Annotated in this window: 13 protein-coding genes and 1 pseudogene; 8 read left to right on the forward strand and 6 right to left on the reverse strand. The window is 70.0% G+C overall.

The window, feature by feature from the left end:
* Positions 1-104: 104 nt before the first annotated feature.
* Both serC and WME98_RS51845 read left to right on the forward strand, forming a co-directional pair.
* On the forward strand, positions 105-1,190 hold the full coding sequence (gene serC, locus WME98_RS51840) for a 3-phosphoserine/phosphohydroxythreonine transaminase (protein WP_437948983.1): 1,086 nt from the start codon (positions 105-107) through the stop codon (positions 1,188-1,190).
* Between the two features lie 511 nt (positions 1,191-1,701).
* Positions 1,702-2,022 carry a KGG domain-containing protein gene (locus tag WME98_RS51845; RefSeq protein WP_020737259.1) on the forward strand — a complete coding sequence of 107 codons (321 nt, stop codon included), beginning with the start codon at positions 1,702-1,704 and terminating at the stop codon, positions 2,020-2,022.
* A gap of 105 nt (positions 2,023-2,127) precedes the next feature.
* Here the strand turns inward: WME98_RS51845 and WME98_RS51850 are convergent, their stop codons facing one another.
* Complete coding sequence (locus tag WME98_RS51850; RefSeq protein ID WP_061622340.1) at positions 2,128-3,072, reverse strand: fatty acid desaturase family protein; 945 nt, start codon at positions 3,070-3,072, stop codon at positions 2,128-2,130.
* A 382-nt stretch (positions 3,073-3,454) separates the two neighbouring features.
* Here WME98_RS51850 and WME98_RS51855 point away from each other — a divergent pair, with 382 nt between their 5' ends.
* Complete coding sequence (locus WME98_RS51855) at positions 3,455-4,513, forward strand: agmatinase family protein (RefSeq protein ID WP_437948984.1); 1,059 nt, start codon at positions 3,455-3,457, stop codon at positions 4,511-4,513.
* A gap of 52 nt (positions 4,514-4,565) precedes the next feature.
* Here WME98_RS51855 and WME98_RS51860 read toward each other — a convergent pair whose 3' ends face one another.
* On the reverse strand, positions 4,566-5,861 hold the full coding sequence (locus WME98_RS51860) for a M18 family aminopeptidase (RefSeq protein ID WP_437954139.1): 1,296 nt from the start codon (positions 5,859-5,861) through the stop codon (positions 4,566-4,568).
* Positions 5,862-6,103: 242 nt separating this feature from the next.
* Between WME98_RS51860 and WME98_RS51865 the strand changes: the two genes are divergently transcribed.
* From WME98_RS51865 to WME98_RS51875, 3 genes are read left to right on the forward strand one after another with little or no spacing between them, the layout of a single operon-like run.
* Positions 6,104-7,243, forward strand: a complete 1,140-nt coding sequence (locus WME98_RS51865) for a quinone-dependent dihydroorotate dehydrogenase (RefSeq protein WP_437948985.1) — start codon at positions 6,104-6,106, stop codon at positions 7,241-7,243.
* A complete protein-coding gene (locus WME98_RS51870; RefSeq protein ID WP_437948986.1) occupies positions 7,233-8,393 on the forward strand; it encodes a GNAT family N-acetyltransferase in 1,161 nt (386 codons plus the stop codon). Before WME98_RS51865 ends, WME98_RS51870 begins: the two co-directional genes overlap by 11 nt.
* A 59-nt stretch (positions 8,394-8,452) precedes the next feature.
* On the forward strand, positions 8,453-9,145 hold the full coding sequence (locus WME98_RS51875; RefSeq protein ID WP_437948987.1) for a hypothetical protein: 693 nt from the start codon (positions 8,453-8,455) through the stop codon (positions 9,143-9,145).
* A 255-nt stretch (positions 9,146-9,400) separates the two neighbouring features.
* On the opposite strand, the pseudogene WME98_RS51880 reads toward WME98_RS51875, so the two are convergent.
* Together WME98_RS51880 and WME98_RS51885 are read right to left on the reverse strand one after the other, a co-directional pair.
* Positions 9,401-9,502, reverse strand: a pseudogene (locus WME98_RS51880) (hypothetical protein); the annotation flags it as partial.
* Positions 9,503-9,579: 77 nt separating this feature from the next.
* Positions 9,580-10,881, reverse strand: a complete 1,302-nt coding sequence (locus WME98_RS51885) for a sigma 54-interacting transcriptional regulator (protein WP_020737266.1) — start codon at positions 10,879-10,881, stop codon at positions 9,580-9,582.
* A gap of 392 nt (positions 10,882-11,273) precedes the next feature.
* Here WME98_RS51885 and WME98_RS51890 point away from each other — a divergent pair, with 392 nt between their 5' ends.
* Together WME98_RS51890 and WME98_RS51895 are read left to right on the forward strand one after the other, a co-directional pair.
* Positions 11,274-13,619: a DUF1588 domain-containing protein gene (locus tag WME98_RS51890; RefSeq protein ID WP_437948988.1), complete on the forward strand. Its 2,346-nt coding sequence runs from the start codon at positions 11,274-11,276 to the stop codon at positions 13,617-13,619.
* 8 nt (positions 13,620-13,627) lie between these two features.
* Positions 13,628-14,902, forward strand: coding sequence for a DUF1501 domain-containing protein (locus WME98_RS51895; RefSeq protein WP_437948989.1), 1,275 nt, complete (start codon positions 13,628-13,630; stop codon positions 14,900-14,902).
* A 61-nt stretch (positions 14,903-14,963) separates the two neighbouring features.
* On the opposite strand, the gene WME98_RS51900 is transcribed toward WME98_RS51895, so the two are convergent.
* Both WME98_RS51900 and WME98_RS51905 read right to left on the reverse strand, forming a co-directional pair.
* Positions 14,964-15,944, reverse strand: coding sequence for a Shedu anti-phage system protein SduA domain-containing protein (locus WME98_RS51900; RefSeq protein WP_437948990.1), 981 nt, complete (start codon positions 15,942-15,944; stop codon positions 14,964-14,966).
* Positions 15,941-18,079, reverse strand: a complete 2,139-nt coding sequence (locus WME98_RS51905; protein WP_437948991.1) for a sensor histidine kinase — start codon at positions 18,077-18,079, stop codon at positions 15,941-15,943. The genes WME98_RS51900 and WME98_RS51905 overlap by 4 nt, the downstream gene beginning before the upstream one ends.
* Between the last annotated feature and the right edge of the window lie 79 nt (positions 18,080-18,158).

Genomic DNA, 18,158 nt, shown 5'->3' on the forward strand with positions numbered 1-18,158 from the left:
CCGGGCTCCGGCTCGGCCCGCCCGGGCGGAGCCGGCGCCCCCCGTGGTATACGGCCGCGGCGGCGGCATCAGGAGCCGCCGACTCGAACCTCAGGAGAAGCACCATGGCGCGCGTCCACAACTTCAACGCCGGCCCAGCCGGGCTCCCCCTCCCCGCCCTCGAGCGCGCTCAGCGCGAGCTCATCGACTTCGAGGGGACGGGCATGTCGATCATGGAGCACAGCCACCGCGGCAAGGCGTTCGATGCGGTGCACAACGAGGCGATCGCGCTGCTCCGGCAGCTGCTCGGCCTCTCGGACGACTACCACGTGCTGTTCATGCAGGGCGGCGCGGCCATGCAGTTCGCCGTCGTCCCGATGAACCTCCTGCCGCCCGGCAGGAGCGCCGACTACATCCTCACGGGCGGCTGGTCCGAGAAGGCCCTCGAGGAGGCGAAGCGCGTCGGCACCGTCCGCGTCGCCGCGAGCACCGCGGTCGACAAGCGCTACACCCGCATCCCCCACCAGAGCGAGCTCTCGCTCGACCCGAACGCCGCGTACGTCCACATGACGACGAACAACACGCTGTTCGGGACGCAATGGCACTGGCTGCCCGAGACGGGCAACGTGCCGCTCGTCGCCGATATGTCATCCGACATCCTGTGGCGGAAGATGGACATCTCCAGGTTTGCCCTGATTTACGCGGGCGCCCAGAAGAACATCGGGCCGAGCGGGATCACGGTCGTGATCGCCCGCAAGGACATCGTTGACAGCGGGCGAAAAGACATTCCCGTCATTTTCCGTTATGCCACTTACGCTGCCAACAACTCGCTCTACAACACACCTCCGACATTCGCAATCTACCTCATGCGCAACGTACTCGCGTATACGCTTGAGATCGGTGGGCTCGAGGAGGTCGAGCGACGGAATCGCAAGAAGGGTGAGCTGCTGTACGAAACCCTCGACGCGCACCCGGATGTGTTCCGGGCCCCGGTCGAGAAAGAGAGCCGCTCGTTCATGAACGTGGTGTTCCGGCTTGCCAGCGAGGAGATGGAAAAACGCTTTGTCGCGGAGGCGGCAAAGGAGGGTATGGTGGGGCTCGCCGGGCACAGGTCGACCGGGGGTATCCGGGTTTCGATCTACAACGCAGTATCCGTTGAATCGGTGGAGCGCCTTACGGCGTTCATGCGGGACTTCGCCAAGAGGGCCTGATCGCGCTGGGAACACGACATTCTCGGTATTTCCAGGTTCGCCTAGGTTTCCACCTGCGTCTCCGGCGAACCTCCCCCCAATTCGTCGCGTCCCAACCTTCAGCCCGCTTGACGTTGTTCCGCCCGGTACAACAGGCCCCCGCGGAAAGGGCCTGTCGGCCTTTCCGCAGCTGGGAGGGAGGCGGTGAACGCCGCTTCCCGCTCGGCGCCGGGAGGGGATGGCGAACGCTGAATCCCCGACCGAACCTGGGAGGGGACGGCCATGCCGGCCTCGGACCCGCCCGGGAGGGGACGGCGAGCGCCGCCCCCTCCCGGCTCAGAGGCCCCGTTCGGAGACCTGAATCGAGCGAGCCAACCGTAAGGAGAGGATGATGGCGAGCATGGATGATCGTGGGATGATTTCCAGGAGTGAGGAGGACCAGGAGGAGAGAGGGGCCTCGCCGAGCGAGCCCCCGCCTTCGTCAGCGACGCAGAGGCAGGCAAATGAGCGGCAGCAGCGTGGGTTCGCCGCCATGGATGAGGAGCGTCAGCGCAAGATCGCCAGCAAGGGTGGGAAGGCAGCCCACGAGAAAGGCACGGCCCACGAGTTCACGCGCGACGAGGCCCGCGCCGCCGGCAAGAAGGGCGGTGAGGTCGTCAGCCAGAACCGCAAGCACATGGCCGAGATCGGTCGCCGGGGCGGCGAGCGCGTGAGCCAGGACCGGGCTCACATGGCCGAGATCGGCCGCAAGGGCGGCGAGGCCGTGAGCGGCGACCGCCAGCACATGGCCGAGATCGGTCGCCGGGGTGGCGAGTCGCGGGGAGATCAGCCGCGGGAGAATCAGCCGCGTTGATCGAGGGGGCGAGCGGCCCGGCGCCGAGGCACCGGGCCAGCTCTCTGCACGCTTGCGCGGTCCACGGCCCGGGGCTCCCGGCCGTGGCCGCAAGGTGCGCCTTCGTCAGCTCGGCGCGATCGCGCCCAGCGAGACGTCGCTCGGCGTCTCCTTCGGGCCGGGGATCCACTCCTCGTCCGGCTCTTCCCGCGGGAGCACGACCGGGGCGCCGTCGTAGCGCAGGCGCTTGCCGGGCCAGACGAAGCTGCGGAACAGGTAGGCGAGGAGCGAGGGCTGATCGAGGTTCGGGTGGATGAACGGCGCCACGCGCCTCGCGTGCTCGGCCGGCAAGAGGCTCCAGTGGAGGCCGGGCTCCATGTGGTGGATGGAGTGGAAGCCGTTGTTGTACGTCCACCAGTTGACCAGCCGGCCGACGAAGTTGCGCGAGTGGTTGTGCTCGCTGTCCTCGTCGCAGCCGTCGTGCTGGAGGTAGTTCATCGTGACGATCCCCCACGCGGCGTACTGGTGCGGGATCAGCACGTAGAGGAGGAACTTCTTCCAGTCGAGCGCGAGCAGGGCGCCCATCGCGCCGAGGAACACCGCCGACTCGAGGAGCATCTGCCGGAACCACGGCGGGTTGCGCCGGTACATCGCCTTGAAGTAGCGCATGTCGGCGGGCAGGATGTCCCGGACCACGCGGCTCATGAAGAGGAGCCCGTTCAAGAGGTTCCAACGATAGCGCACCTTCGTCGTGCGCATCACGTCGCGCCGCGACTGCGTGTACTTGTGATGGCTGAGGTTGTGGCCGGGCACGTAGGCGCTGACCGGGTGCCCGTACGTGAGCGTGAGCACGACCTGGAACGCGCGGTTCATCCACCGCCGCCGGAAGACCGGGCAATGGACCGAGTTGTGGGTCGCGACGGCCCCGAGGAACGAGAACACGCAGGTCATCGCGAGGAGCGGAATCGCGAGCCAGAGCGCGCGCGGCGCGTAGACCCATTGCACCGCCACGAGGGCGAAATAGGTCGCGACGAAGAGGAGCGTCTTGATGTCGGCGCGGTAGCGGAGCATGGCTGTTCTTCACGGGTGCGAGGGCCCCGCGCGCCGGACATACCGGCAGCGCGCCGGGCGCTGGCCAGTCCGAACGGGCGCGGCGGCCCGTCATCCATCGTCTCGGCCCCCTTCGTACCGCATTTCGTCACAGCTGGAAGCCCCGAAGTTGGATTCCGACGGGCGCTGCGCGCCATCGCGCGGGACATCCGTGTTTCACGACGATGTCCCGCGCGCGGTGCGATCGTCTCTACGCACCTCGCGCCGGAGATCGCCCCGGGCGCGGACGTGGTTCCGCGGGCGCTCCGCAGAGCGCTCCGGCGCGCTCCGCCGCGCTTCTGCGCGCGCTCGGCGGGCACGGCTCGCGCTTGACGATCTCTGCGCGAACCGCCAACGTGGCCGCGTGAGCTCATCCCCTCTCGGTTTCGATCCGAACGGCCCCGCGATCGGCCACGGGATCTACGGGCTGCCGCACACCGCCGAGGACGCTCGGGTGGTCCTCATCCCGGTGCCCTGGGAGCCGACGGTGTCCTACCGTCGCGGCGCCGCCAAGGGGCCGGCGGCGATCCTGCGGGCCAGCCGGCAGATCGACCTCTTCGACCTGCACACGGGCCGGCCGTACGAGCAGGGCATCGCGATGCTCGACGTCGACCCGGACATCGTCCGCTGGAACGCGGATGCGTGCGCGGCGGCCGAGCCGGTGATCGCGGCGCAGGGCGAGGTCGCCGGCGACCGGGACCTGGAGGCGCGGCTCGCGGCGGTGAACGCGCTGTCGCGGCGGCTGAACGAGCGCGTCGCCGAGATCGCGAAGCGGTGGATGGAGCGGGGCAAGCTGGTCGGGCTGGTGGGCGGCGACCACTCCGCGCCCTACGGCACGATCGCGGCGCACGCCGAGCGCTACCCCGGGATGGGGATCCTCCACGTCGACGCGCACGCCGACCTGCGCGACGCGTACGAGGGGTTCACCGACTCCCACGCTTCGATCATGCGCAACGTCGCGACCCGGCACCCGAAGATCTCGCGGATCGTCCAGGTCGGGCTGCGCGACATGAGCGAGGACGAGCTCCGGTTCATCCGCGAGTCGAACGGCCGGGTGGTCGCGCACGTCGACGCCGCGATCGCCGATCGGCTCTTCGAGGGCGAGCCGTTCCACCTGATCGCCGACGCGATCGTGGAGGACCTCCCGGACGACGTCTACGTGACCTTCGACATCGACGGGCTCGATCCGACGCTGTGCCCGAGCACCGGCACGCCCGTGCCGGGGGGCCTGTCGTTCCAGCAGGCCGTCGCGCTGATCGGCCGCATCCACAGGAGCGGCCGCCGCATCGTCGGCTTCGACCTGAACGAGGTCGCCCCCAAGGACGACCACGACGAGTGGGACGGCAACGTCGGCGCCCGCCTCCTCTACAAGCTGATCGGCTTCACGCTCCTCTCGCAGGACAACGCCCAAAACGGTCGCTAGCCCGGCGCGTCGGGCGGCGCTGGGATGCGGCGTGGCGCGGATCTGGGAATGATCAGGTCAGGGCGCGGCGGTAGGTCTCGATGGCGAGGTGCACGTCGAGCGTGCCGGCCATCTCGCGGCAGGAGTGCATGCTCAGCATCGGCGCGCCGACGTCGACCGTGGCGATGCCGAGCGCGGCCGCGGTGATCGGGCCGATCGTGCTGCCGCACGGGAGGTCGCTGCGCACGACGAAGCGCTGCGGGGCGTAGCCCGCGTCGTGGCAGAGCGCCTCGAGCTCCGCCGCCGTCGCGCCGTCGGTCGCGTAGGACTGGTTCGCGTTCGACTTGATCACGAGCCCGCGGTTGACCTGCGGGGCGTGGCGCGGCTCGTGCTGGTCCGCGTAGTTCGGGTGCACCGCGTGGGCCATGTCCGCCGAGACGAGCAGCGAGCCCGCCATCGCCCGGGCGAACGCCTGCGGCTCGCGCGCCGGGTACGTGTCGACGATCCGCGCGAGCACGTCGCGCAGCACGCTGCCCGCCGCGCCCACCGCGCTCCGGCTGCCGCACTCCTCGTGGTCGTAGAGCGCGATGACCCGCGTCGCCGCGCCGGGAGCGCCCGCGCCGATCAGCGCGGCCGTCGCGGCGTGGCAGCTCGCGAGGTTGTCCAGGCGCGATGCGAAGATGAACTCGTCGGCGAGCCCGCCGATCGACGCCTTGAGCGTGTCGTACAGGCAGAGATCGAAGCCGAGGACGGCGTCGCGCGGCGCGTCGACCGCGCGCGCGAGCAGGGCGCTCAGGTCGGCCTCGCGGCCGAGGCCGATCACGGGGGCGAGGTGCTTCTGCGCGTTCAGCACGAGCCCCTCGGAGTTGACCCCGCGGTTCAGGTGGATCGCGAGGTTCGGGACGCGCGCGACGGGGCGGCCGAGGTCGACGAGGTGGCGCTCGACCCGGCCGTCCCTGCGGATGTGGACGCGGCCGGCCACGCTGAGGTCGCGATCGAGCCAGGTCGAGTACAGCACGCCGCCGTAGACCTCGACCCCGAGCTGCTGGTAGCCGCTCCGCGAGAGCTCGGCGCTCGGCTTCACCCGGAGGTTCGGCGAGTCGGTGTGCGCGCCGATGATGCGGAAGCCGCCGACCGCCGGGTGCTCGGCCCCGGCGACGAACGCGACGATCGTCGACCCGCCCCGGATGACGTAGCGGCGATCGCCCGGCGCGATCGCCCACGCGTCGCGCTCCCCGAGCTCCGAGAAGCCCGCCGCCGCGAGCCGCGAGGCGACCTCGCGGACGGCGTGGTAGGGCGTCGGAGAGCGATCGATGAAGGCGCAGAGGTCGCGCGCGGCCAGGGCGCCGCGCTCGCGCAGCGCCGACATCTCGTCGGCGCTCTTCGCGAAGCGCTCGCCAAGGTCGGTCGAAGGCTTGGGATCGCCTGGGCGATCGAGGATCTCGGGGGTCGTCATGAGGTGGGGGCGCCGAGTCTAGCAGAGCCTCCGCGCGCCCCGCCCGGCGCCCTCGCGCCGACATGGCGACCCACGCGGCCTTTGCGTCATGGTATCGCCCACCGCCGCGCCGCGCCGGACCCTCCGGCCCCGCGCCGCAACGGAGACGCGCCCCGATGTACCGCCTCGTCCGACCGCTCCTCTTCGCGCTGCCGCCCCGCCTGGCGCACGAGCTCGGCATGCTCGCGCTCGCGCCGCTCGAGCACGCCGCCCCGCTCCGCGCCCTCGTGCGCGCCCGCCTCGCGCCCCGGGACGGGCGCATCGCGGTGCGCGCCATGGGGCTCGACTTCCCCTCCCCGCTCGGCGTGGCCGGCGGCTTCGACAAGGACGCCCGCCGGGCCCGCGCGCTCGCCGCCCTGGGCTTCGGCTTCGTCGAGCTCGGGACCGTCACGGCGCAGCCCCAGGCCGAGAACCCGCCGCCGAACCTCTTCCGCCTGCCGGCCGACCGGGCGCTCATCAACCGGCTCGGCTTCCCGAACCAGGGCGCGGCGCGCGTCACCGAGCGGCTCTTGGGCCGCGGCGGCGCCGCGGCGGTCGGCGTGCCCGTCGGCATGTCGATCGGCAAGTCCCGCGTCGCGCCGCTCGATCCGATCGAGCCCGCGATCGAGGACTACCTCGCGAGCTTCCGGGAGGTGCGGCGCGCGGCCGACTTCGTCGTGATCAACGTCTCGTCGCCGAACACGAAGGACCTCCGGGCCATGCAGGGGCCGGCGATCGCGCGGGCGCTCCTCTCGGCGATCATGCGGGAGAACCGCGGCGGCGGGAGGCCGCTGCCGCTGCTCGTCAAGGTCGCCCCGGACCTCGGCGACGAGGAGCTCGAGGCGCTGCTCGCCGTCGTGGAGGAGGTCGGCCTCGCCGGCGTCATCGCGACGAACACGACCGTGCGCCGCGACGGGCTCGCGACGAGCCCGGCCGCCGTCGAGGCGATGGGCGCCGGCGGGCTCAGCGGCCCGCCCTTGCGGCAGCGCTCGCTCGCGATGGTGCGGCGGATCCGCGCGCGCCTCGGGGGCGGCGTCACGGTGATCGGCGCCGGCGGCGTCGAGTCGGCGGAGCACGCGATGGACCAGATCGAGGCGGGCGCCGACCTCGTGCAGCTCTACACGGGCTTCGTCTACGGCGGTCCCCTCCTCCCCGCCGCGATCGCGCGCGGGCTGTCGGAGCTCGTGGCGCGCGCGGGCGCGCGAGCGATCCAGGATCTCGTCGGAGGCCGGACGGGCAGCGCTGCGCGCGCTGCTATGATCGGCCATGGAGCTTGAAGCGCACGTCCACGGCACCATCCGCGAGATCCCGGAGAGCGAGTGGAACGCGCTCCACGGCGCGAGCGAGGCGCCGTTCCTCTCGTGGGCGTGGTTCGACGCGCTCGAGCGGACGGGGTGCGTGGGCGAGGAGGCGGGCTGGCTGCCGCACCACATCACGCTCCGGGCCGAGGGGGTCCTGCTCGCCGCCGCGCCCGCGTACCTGAAGGACAACAGCGAGGGGGAGTTCGTCTTCGATCACGGCTGGGCGTCGGCGTCCCACCAGCTCGGCGCGCCGTACTACCCGAAGCTCGTCGTGGCGGTGCCGTTCACGCCCGCCACGACGCCGCGCCTGCTCGTGCGCCGGCCCGAGGATCGCCCGGCGCTCCTCGCGGTGCTCGCCGAGACGCTCCGCGCGCTGGTGGCGCGGAGCCGCATCTCGGGCGCCCACGTCCTGTTCCCGACCGAGGACGAGGCCGCCGCCCTGTCGGAGGCGGCGATGGCCCACCGCTGCGGCATCCAGTTCCAGTTCGAGAACGAGGGGTACGGGTCGCTCGACGACTTCCTCGCGCGCTTCAACGCGAAGCGGCGGCACCAGATCCGGCGCGAGATGCGCGAGGTCGCGAAGCAGGGCCTGTCGATCGAGACGCTGCGCGGCGCGGACATCACGCCCGAGATCGTGGACGTGATGTTCGGCTACTACGTCTCCACGGTGGAGAAGTTCGCCTGGGGCCGGCAGTACCTGAACCGCGCCTTCTTCGAGGAGATCACGGCCCGGCTCCGCTCGTCCGGGGAGCGCGCCGGGGGCGAGGGCGGCGTCGAGGTCGTCCTCGCGCGCGACGGCAAACGGCCCATCGCGGGCGCGTTCAACCTCGCCGGGCCGACGACCCTCTATGGCCGTTACTGGGGCGCCTCGGAGGAGCGCCCGTTCCTGCATTTCAACGTCTGCTACTACCACCCGGTCGAGGACTGCATCGCCCGCGGACTGCGCCGCTTCGAGCCGGGCGCGGGCGGGTCGCACAAGCTCGTACGCGGGTTCGCGCCGAGGATCACCCACAGCGCCCACCACCTCGCGCACCCGCGCCTCGACGCGGCCGTGCGCGACTTCCTGGTGCGCGAGCGCGCCGTCGTGCGCGCGAAGACGGCGGACGCGAGCGTGGCATTCCGCTGAGCGCGCCTCTCGACGCGCGGTGTTGACGTGACGCGCTCCCGGGAGAGATGCTGTCGGGCATGCGTGCCTTTCTTGCCCTCCTCACCTCCTCCATCGTCGTCGGGCTCGCCGCGAGCGGCGGCTGCTCGAGCAGCCCGGCGGCCGACGCGACCTCGACGGCCGCGGCGGCGACGGTCGCCGGCGCCGGCGGCTCGCTCGGCTTCGGCTGCTTCGGCGGCAGCCCGGACGGGCGGTGCACGATCCTCGCCCAGGTCTCCGAGGACTGCGGCTGCCCCGATTGCGCGGATTCGGCGAGCTGCCTCGGCTTCTGCAAGGACGACGGCGCCTGCGATCTGCGGCCCGACGCTCCGGACGGCGAGGATTGCACCTGCCAGGACTGCGCCAACAGCGTCGCGGAGTGCAGCCCGTCGCGCGGGTGCAACAGCGCCATGGGGTGCAACGCCAACGAGGATTGCACCTGCCCCGATTGCACGGACACGCCGCGGTGCACGGACCATTGCACGGACAACGGCTCGTGCGCGCCGTATTTCGAGGGGTGCTCCTGCGCCGATTGCCGCTCCGCGGAGCGCTGCGGCGGCGCCCCGGCCACGACCACCGCGGCCACGACCGGCGGCGGCGAGGGCGGCGGCGGCGGCGCGGGCGGCGGCCCGGCCGGCACCAGCGGCAGCGGCGAGGGCGGCGGCCCGGCCGGGAGCGGCGGGGCCGGCGGCAGCGGCGGGGCCCCCGGGACGGGCGGCGCGGGCGGCGCTTAGAGCGGGTTTCGCTCGGGTTCGATGCAGGCGTCTTCCGTGCGTTGGTTCTCGTCTCCGTCCTCTCGTCTCCGTCTCCGTCTCTCGTCCCCGTCTCTCGTCTCCGTCTCTCGTCCCCGTCTCTCGTCCCCGTCTCTCGTCCCCGTCTCTCGTCCCCGTCTCTCGTCCCCGTCTCTCGTCTCCGTGACCGTCTGCGTGCGCGTGCGCGTGCGCGCTGACGCCGGGGAATCGCGCACGCGCACGCGCACGAGGGACGAGCACGGAAGACGGAAGACGGAAGACGGAAGACGGAAGACGGGAGACGGAAGACGGGAGACGGGAGACGGGAGACGGAAGACGGAAGACGGGGACGAGAACCGACGCACGGTGGTTCAGCCGCAGCTGAAAACCGCTCTAGGAAAGAACAGAGAGGCCGCAGCCGGAAGACGTGCGCTGTCTCACGGCTTCGCGGTCAGGCCGTGCTTCCTCAAGAACATCCGCACGTGGTGGCGCTCCATGCCGGCGCGGCGCGCCATCTCGCTGACGTTGCCGCCCGTGGCGCGGATCAGCTCGCTGAAGTAGCGCTGCTCGAACGCCGCCACGGCGCTCCGCTTCGCCTCGCCGAAGGCCGACGTCGGCGCGACGACGTCGCCGCCGCCCTCGAGCGGGAGGATCGCCGCGATCGCCTCGGCCCCCGGCGGCAGGCTCGCGGCCACGCTGGTGACGTTCATGAGCTCGCGGACATTGCCCGGGAAATCGTGCTGGCCCAGCGTCGTGGTGATGAGATTGACCATCTCCACCGAGCGCTCCGGGCAGCCGAGGCGCGCGCAGACGCTCTCGACGAGCAGCGGGATGTCCTCGCGCCGCTCTCGCAGCGGCGGCAGCTCGATGCGCATCTGGGCGATCCGGAAGAAGAGATCGCTCCGGAAGCGCCCGGTGTTCATGCTGCGGCCGAGATCGCGCCGCGTCGCCGCGATGATCCGCACGTCGACGGGCTCGTAGACCCGCGACCCGACGCGCTTGAGCTTCCGCTCGGACAGCACGCGGAGCAGCTTCGGCTGGAGCTCGGGCGGCAGCTCGCCGAGCTCATCGAGGAAGATCGTCCCGCCGTTCGCCTCGTGGAAGGCGCCGCCCTTGCGCTCGGTCGCCCCCGGGAAGGCGTCCCGCTCGTGCCCGAACAGGAAGCTCTCCGCCAGCGCGCCGGGCAGCGAGGCGCAGTCGACGACGACGAACGGACCGCCGCGCCGGCTCGAGCTGTCGTGGATCGCCTGCGCCGCGAGCTCCTTGCCCGTGCCGGTCTCGCCGGTGATGAGCAGCGACAGCTCCGTCGCGGCCACCTCGCGCAGCAGGCGGAACAGGTGGCGCATCCGCGGCGAGGCGCCGATCAGCGGGCCGAAGCTCTCGTCGAAGCCGACGTCGACGCGCTCCTTGTCGAGCGGCTCGAAGCCCAGCACCGAGCCGCCGACCTGGATGGCGCACGCGGCCGTCAGGATCGCCTCGCGGATGCGCACCGTCGACACGAACGTCCCATTCTTGCTGCCGAGGTCGCGGACGAGGACGCCGGGCCCCTCGGCACGCAGCTCGCAATGCGTCGAGCTGACCTCCGGATCGTCGACGACCACATCGCAGCTGGGATCGCGCCCCACCACGACCGGCGCGATGCCGATCTTGACCGGATCCCGGCCAGCCGCCCGCAGCGTGCCGCCGCGAACGAACCACTGCACCGCGCGAGCGCGGGTCGCATCCCTCGTCGAGCTCATATCCAACGGTTATTCGATTTCCCCGGACTTGACCACATCCACGTACGACCCCGCCACCACATGGCCGCGCCTACCTGGGCGCACCGGGTACGCGCATTCCGGAGGAGCCGCAGCGTCGCGTCAAAAAACTTCACAATCACGAGAGATATCAGGAAAAAATTCACATCAAGCGATGTACGGAGCGCATGGCGGGAGAACCCCTAGAGGGGTTAGACTACGGGGCTACGCAGGAGATGAAGCGGACGATTGTCCAGTCCGCTCCATCGGGCGTCGTTGAACGACAGCCCACCTTGGCTGCTTCGACAGGTTGTCGATCAACGAGGCTCCGGGGGTCCGCACCCCTGGTCCCTTCAACGCGGGGGCGCGCGCAGGCGCCCCCGGCGAGGATGCTTATGCCGAGAACAGGATGGTACCTCCGGAAGCGCGCCGCGACGGCCCTGGGGCTCCTCGGGCTCACCGCGGGCGCGGGCGCGCTCGCGGCCGGGTCGAGCGGCTGCACCGGCGACGCCGGCGGCCCGTGTATCTCCGACGCGCAGTTCTTCGCCGAGAAGGTGTGGGTCCCCATCCTCTCGACGAAGTGCATCGGCTGCCATAACCCGCAGGGGCAGGCCGCGAAATCGAAGCTGATCCTCGCCGGGAGCAGCGAGGCGGGCTTCCTCGACAAGAACCTCGCGACGTTCAAATCGCTCGCCGGGCTCGAGCTGAGCGGCGAGTCGTACGTGCTCCTCAAGCCGACGAAGAAGGTCGACCACGGCGGCGGCCACGTCATCGACGCGGACGGCGCCGACTACGAGGCGCTCCGGGAGATGGTCGACCGCACGAAGGAGCCGTCGTCCTGCGAGACGGACGTCAACGCCTCCTTCGCCGGCGTGGTGATGAGCGGGCCGGAGGACACGCTCCGCTCCGCGGCCCTCGAGATCGCCGGCCGCCTGCCCACCGAGGCCGAGGCGCAGGCCGTCGCGCAGAGCGGCATGGACGCGCTGGACCCGATCCTGGACCAGATGCTCACGGAGGAGGCGTTTTACGTGAGGCTGAAGGAGATCTACAACGATCTCTTCCTCACCGACCGCTACCTGAACGGCGAGGCGGCCGTCGATCTGCTGAAGAGCGACGCGTACGACGCCAAGTGGTACAACAGCCTCCCGCAGGATCCCGCGCTGGTCGAGAAATACGGCGCGCGCGACCTGGAGGACGCCATCAACAAGGTGAAGAGCTGGACGAACCGGGGCGTCGGGCGGGAGCCGCTCGAGCTCATCGCCTACATCGTGCGCAACGACCGGTCGTTCAAGGAGGTCCTCACGGCCGATTACACGGTCGTGAACCCGTTCTCCGCGAAGGCGTACGGCGTGACGGCCGAGTTCCAGAACGACGCGGATCCGGAGGAGTTCGTCCCGGTGAAGCGCGACCCGATCCCGCTCGCGGGCGTGCTCACCTCGCCGGTCTTCCTCAACAGGCACCCGACGACGAGCACCAACCGAAACCGCCACCGGGCGAGGATGGTCTATCAGTTCTTCCTCGGCACCGACATCCTGAAGACCGCCGAGCAGCCGCTCGATCAGACGAAGATCACCGACTTCAACCCGACGATGAACAACGCGGCGTGCACCGTGTGCCACGCCGCCCTGGACCCGCTGTCCGGCGGGTTCCACAGCTTCGACTCCTCGGGCCGCTACAAGGCGGACGACACCTGGTACGAGGACATGCGGCCGCCGGGCTTCGGCGCCGAGTCGGTGCCGTTCAGCGAGTTCCCGAGCGCGCTCTCGTGGGTGGCGCAGCGCGTCGCCGACGACCCGCGCTTCGCGCTCGCGGCCGTCTACACGATGTACACGGGCCTCACCGGGCAAAAGCCGCTCGTCGCGCCGACGAACGACGATCCGGAGTTCAGCGCCAAGTTCCGGGCGTACCTCGCCCAGTACCACGCGTTCAACGCGATGGCGCACGACTTCGCCGACAGCGATTACAACCTGAAGACGGTCGTCAAGGCCATCGTCAAGAGCCCCTATTTCCGCGCGCGCAACGTCGCGCAGGCGTCGTCCCAGGGCGATCCGCTCGCGCAGCTCGGCGGCACGCGGTTCCTCGGGCCCGAGCAGCTGCACCGGAAGATCTGGGCGGTGACCGGGTATCCGTGGCGGCCGAGGGCGTTCGAGGACGACGGCAACCGCTATGACTACCTGCTCCGGCGCGACGCCTACCGCCTGCTGTACGGCGGCATCGACTCGGAGGAGGTGATCCAGCGGATCACCGAGCCGAACGGGATCATGGCCAACGTCGCCGACCGGATGGCGAACGAGATGGCGTGCATCTCCGTGCCGCGCGATCTCTGGCTCCCGCAGGAGGAGCGGCTGCTCTTCCCGTTCGTCGAGACGACGTTCGAGCCGCGGGACACGAACGATTTCGACGTGCTGCCGGCGGTCGAGGCGATCAAGAAGAACATCCAGTACCTGCACAAGCGGGTGCTGGGCGAGTCGCTCGAGATCGGAGATCCGGAGATCGAGCGGACCTACAAGCTCTTCGTCGAGACGTGGGAGGAGGGCAAGGCGGGCATGAAGAAGCCGGAGGGCGAGGAGGGCCGGCTCTCGACGTGGCTGCCGGGCCCCTGCCAGGTGAACAACGACTACTGGACCCGCGACGGTCTGCCCGACGAGGAGAAGCTCCAGCGGGACGAGAACTACACGGTCCGCGCGTGGATGAGCGTCATGACCTATCTCCTGTCGGACTTCAGGTTTCTTTACCAGTAGGAGCAGCCATGGAACGTCGAGACTTCCTCAAACTGGCATCTATGGCGGGCCTGGGCGTCGTCGCGGCGGGCGCGCTGTCGCGGGACGCCGCGGCGGCCGGCCCCTACGAGGGCCCCCTCTGGATCAACATCCACGCGAGCGGCGGCTGGGACCCGACGAGCCTCTGCGATCCGAAGGGCGCGGCGAGCGTCGAGGAGCAGAAGACGCGGGACGCGATGAACCGCAGCTACCTGCGCGAAGAGATCGGGACCGCCGGCAACATCAAGTTCGCGCCGGTCGGCGGCAACGCCGATTTCTTCAAGAAGCATTACAGCCGGCTGCTCATCGTCAACGGCATCGACACGTCGACGAACAGCCATGACGCGGGCGTGCGCAACACGTGGTCCGGGACGCTCCGCGAGGGCAAGCCGGGCTTCGCGGCGCTCGTGGCCGGCGTCCACGGCGGCGCGCTGCCGATGGGGTTCATCAGCAACGGCGGCTACGACACGACGGCGAACGTCGTGGCCGTCACCCGCGTGCCCGACACCGGCCTCCTGCAGCGGCTCGCCTACCCGAACAGGACCGATCCGTCGAACAGCGAGAACCGCGAGCAGTACCACACCGACGCCACGATGACGCGGATCCTCGAGGCGCGGCAGGCGCGGCACATGGCGAAGCTCGAGCAGCAGCGCCTGCCCCACGTGAAGCAGGCGATGAGCACGCTCTTCACCTCGCGCGTCGGGCAGAACGAGCTCAAGCAGCTCATCCAGTTCCTGCCCGCGGAGTTCGAGCGGGCGTCGCTGCGACGGCAGGCGCAGGTCGCGCTCGCGGCCTACCAGGCCGGCATCTGCGTCAGCGCGAACCTGTCGATCGGCGGGTTCGACACCCACGGCAACCACGACGACAACCACATCCCGCGGCTCACCGACATCTGCGACGGGGTCGACTTCCTCCTGACCGCCGCGGAGGAGCAGGGCATCGCCGACCGGATCGTCATCGTGGTGGGCTCGGACTTCGGGCGGACGCCGGGCTACAACGAGGGCAACGGCAAGGATCACTGGAACATCACGAGCATGATGATGGTCGGCGCGGGCATCCCGGGGAACCGGGTGATCGGCGCGACGGACGAGCGGCACAACCCGCTCGAGGTCGATCCGGTGACGCTCGAGCCCAGGGAGGGCGGCGTGCGGATCAAGCCGGGGCACATCCACAAGGCGCTGCGCAAGCTCGCGAAGGTCGCGGACGACCCGCTCGCGCAGCGGTTCCCGCTCTCCGAGGAAGAGGACCTGCCGATCTTCGGCTGACGCGCGCCGCGGGCGGAGGGCGGCGGCGCGCTCGCCGGCCGCCCGCGCGGGGAGGCCACGCTCACACGGAGGGCGCCTCCCCGCCGTTGCGGTAGTCGCGCAGGAACACCAGCACCTCCCGCGCTTCCTCGATCAGATCGTCGTAGGTCATCAAGGTGATGCCCGCCATGAAGCTGTTGTCGAGGGCCAAGCGGTCCCGCTCCCTTTGGCTTCCGGTCCTGCCGATGACCACGAAGCCGCGCGGCCGGTGCAACGACACGCGCACGTTCTTGCGAACCTCGTAGCTCACCTGCCCTCCGGTCTGCTTCTCGGCGAGGTCGATGTACTCCATGACCTGCCCGACGGCCCGCGCGCACTCCTCGCTGTGGTGCAGCCGGTCGCCGTACTCCTTGAAGACCTGCTGATCCGGGCGCTTCAGCTCCCAGATGTCGGGGAAGCCGTCGTGCCGGACGAAGAGCAGATCCACCTTGACGCCGCGATCGACCTCGTACGGAGAGTGGCATTCCCGGTAGCGAGGTCCGAGGAGGACGCGCCAGCTCTTTCGGAGAAAGATCCGGATCTCCTCCTCCCGGGGGTTCCGCGCGATCAGCTCCTCGAAGGCTCGCACCGTGCTGTGCGCGACATAGGCAGGGCTCTCCACCGCCACCGCGACGGCGCGGAGCACCGCCGCGCGGAGGTCCTGGTCATCCTTGAACAGGAAGTGACCGCCACGGTTGCGCTGCATCACCTGACGCATCAGCTCGCGGTTCCGGCTGTGGGCGGTCGCGACCACGACCGGTCGGAACGGCTCGGCACGGAGGAGCGCGTCCAGCACGTGAAAGCCGTTGTCGGTGTGCTCGTCCGCCCGTCCTGGTCTCGATGGGATCTGCAAGTCGAGCACGACGACGTCGGGCTGGAAGCGCTCGGCGACGGCGAGTCCGTCCTCCACGGCCGAAGCTCGCTCGACCTGGTAGTGCTGCTCCCGCAGCCACTCGACCGCCGCCTCGGCGTTCGTCTCGTCGTCCTCCACGATGAGGACCCGCTTGGCTTGCCTGCCGCTCATTCGCCCTCCGTCCATGCCACGAGGTCCACATAGAAGCACGTCTCGGACGCCGTCTCATCGAGCCCCACCTGCCCGTGCATGTGCTCGGCGTAGCGCCGGGCGATGGGCAGCCCGAGGCCGGTGCCGCGCGGCTTCCCTGCCCCGCCCTTCTTCGTCGTGACGAGCGGCTCGAAAATGCGCTGCCGATCCTCGGGAGGCACGCCGCATCCCGTGTCGCGGATCTCGATGCGGATCACCGAGCCGATCTGGCGGGTGACTGCCGTGACGCACGACGCTCGGTCATCCGTGCGCATCATGGTGGCGTGGAAGGCGTTCTCCATCAGGCACTGCATCACCTCGCGTAGCGCGTCGCGCATCGCGCGGACGCGGACCGACGACTCGACGTCGATGACGAGCGTCACGGCCGGGTGGCGCGCGTTGAGCTCCCTTCCGAGCTCCTCGATCACAGGCCGCACGGCGACCTCCTCGATGGGTTCGTCGGGCGCGGTCTCCCAGAGTCGAGTGCGGTCCGCGAGGCTCTGGATGAAGCGCAGCTCCTCCTCGATCTGCTCGAAGGACCGGGCCAGGGCGGTCGCCCGCTCCCTGTCGATGCCATCGCGGATCTCGCGGAGGCGCGCGCGCACCATGCCGACCGGGCGGTTGAGCAGGTGCGCGAAGGTCAGCTGCAGCTTCCGCTCCACCTCGCTCCGGATTTTCTCGTCGAGCTGAGCGACTCGGCCCTGAGTCACCTGCGCGGAGATCTCGGGGGCCACCAGCGCTAGGAACAGAAACACGAACGACGGAAACTGATATCGAAGCAGAATCTCGGAGTTGCCGGCGCTCACCTCGCGAGCGATCTTCCGAGCGATGTAGTAGTCGCGCAGCAATAGGTTCTTGAGCTCGACCTGGGTGACATCAAACCATGTCAGCAGCGAGTCCTGCGCATCTCTCCTCCAGAGCACCTGGGGCACCGGAATCCGACCCGATCGACGCAGCCCCATGGCGAACTGCTCGAGAGCAACGTCTTCGAGGTGCCGCGACAGCGCATCCTCCCCTTCCATCCTCGAAGGCGGGAGCGGTCGTTCCTCAAGCTTCACGGCATCCACATAGGCAACGACGACGGAAGCGATCCATGCGTCGATCGACGCAGGTCGGTCCGCAAGTTCGATGCTCTTGACGGCGGACACGATGCTCCCCAGGTTTGGCAATGCGTCCGACAGGGAGCAAAAGCTGTCGTTTTCAGCGCGGGCGCGCGCAAGCTGACCAGCGGGCTCCTGTGAGCCCACGCGTTCACGGTACCACGAGGTAATTTCTTCGGACGACGGCGGCACGAGAGCGATGCGGACGACGCCTATCCCCGGTGGAGGCAAACCGAGCGTGTCGGCCTCGCTCGCCGCCAGCAGACATCGCCATCGCCAGCGCTCCTCTTGCATCGGCGCGGCTCTCAGGAATGGGGTGCGCGTGATCACCGGCACGGCTGCGCCCGCATCGAGCACGAGCTGCATGACGGAGGGGAGGGACATATACGGAATATCTACGAGCAGGGTGGCCTGCTCCGGATCGTGCGAGAAGCGAACGGCCGCGCGATCGATCGCATGATCCAACGCGGCTTGCTTTCCGGAGCCCGGTGGTCCCTCGATGACGAGCACCGGTCGGTCCGGCCGATCCGTCCATGCCTCGATGAAGGGCTCCAGCGGCACCACCGCGCCGTCGGCGAGCCGCCCGCGCCTGGGCAGGTACGTCTGCCCCCGCCGCTCCTGCTTGCTGGGCTGCGCCCGTTGCCTGGCATGCTCGGCGATTCCGGAGATTTCCAGCAGCCAGCGCCGGAAGGTCAGCACGTTGCTGGTTCGCCCCACGAGATCCGGGGCGTAACCACTGGGCAGTCGTTCGCTCATCACGATCGCGACCGCGCGATCGGCTTTCCGTGCCACGCGAGCCGACTCGAGCTCGGTGAGCGTCTCGTTCAGGTCTTCGGGAGAGCGAGGGAGCACTCGGAAATAGGTGCGAGGGCGGATGAAGCCGCTGCGAGGCGTGGCAAACCAGTCGATCACCCCCTGTTCGAGCCCGACCGCTTGCTGAACTTCGTAATCACAAGCCTCGAGGACCTCGGTGACCCGCGCCTCCAGGGAAGGCGGCGTGCGCCTCTCTTCTTCCATCGACCGATCCCTTCCGCTCGTAGAGCTAGCGAAGCGCAGAACCAGCGTCCAGCGACCCCACGAAGACCTCACGCTCCGC

It is taken from the genome of Sorangium sp. So ce296, assembly GCF_051529605.1.
GTDB lineage: Bacteria > Myxococcota_A > Polyangia > Polyangiales > Polyangiaceae > Sorangium > Sorangium cellulosum_D.

Bases quoted from the DNA above. Each gene is read 5' to 3' on its own strand.
- serC (WP_437948983.1), top strand. From the start codon at position 105: ATGGCGCGCGTCCACAACTTCAACGCCGGCCCAGCCGGGCTCCCCCTC.
- WME98_RS51845 (WP_020737259.1), top strand. From the start codon at position 1,702: ATGGATGAGGAGCGTCAGCGCAAGATCGCCAGCAAGGGTGGGAAGGCA.
- WME98_RS51850 (WP_061622340.1), bottom strand. From the start codon at position 3,072: ATGCTCCGCTACCGCGCCGACATCAAGACGCTCCTCTTCGTCGCGACC.
- WME98_RS51860 (WP_437954139.1), bottom strand. From the start codon at position 5,861: ATGTCGGCGCTGCGCGAGCGCGGCGCCCTGGCCGCGCGCGACCTCTGC.
- WME98_RS51865 (WP_437948985.1), top strand. From the start codon at position 6,104: ATGTACCGCCTCGTCCGACCGCTCCTCTTCGCGCTGCCGCCCCGCCTG.
- WME98_RS51870 (WP_437948986.1), top strand. From the start codon at position 7,233: ATGGAGCTTGAAGCGCACGTCCACGGCACCATCCGCGAGATCCCGGAG.
- WME98_RS51875 (WP_437948987.1), top strand. From the start codon at position 8,453: ATGCGTGCCTTTCTTGCCCTCCTCACCTCCTCCATCGTCGTCGGGCTC.
- WME98_RS51885 (WP_020737266.1), bottom strand. From the start codon at position 10,881: ATGAGCTCGACGAGGGATGCGACCCGCGCTCGCGCGGTGCAGTGGTTC.
- WME98_RS51890 (WP_437948988.1), top strand. From the start codon at position 11,274: ATGCCGAGAACAGGATGGTACCTCCGGAAGCGCGCCGCGACGGCCCTG.
- WME98_RS51895 (WP_437948989.1), top strand. From the start codon at position 13,628: ATGGAACGTCGAGACTTCCTCAAACTGGCATCTATGGCGGGCCTGGGC.
- WME98_RS51900 (WP_437948990.1), bottom strand. From the start codon at position 15,944: ATGAGCGGCAGGCAAGCCAAGCGGGTCCTCATCGTGGAGGACGACGAG.
- WME98_RS51905 (WP_437948991.1), bottom strand. From the start codon at position 18,079: ATGGAAGAAGAGAGGCGCACGCCGCCTTCCCTGGAGGCGCGGGTCACC.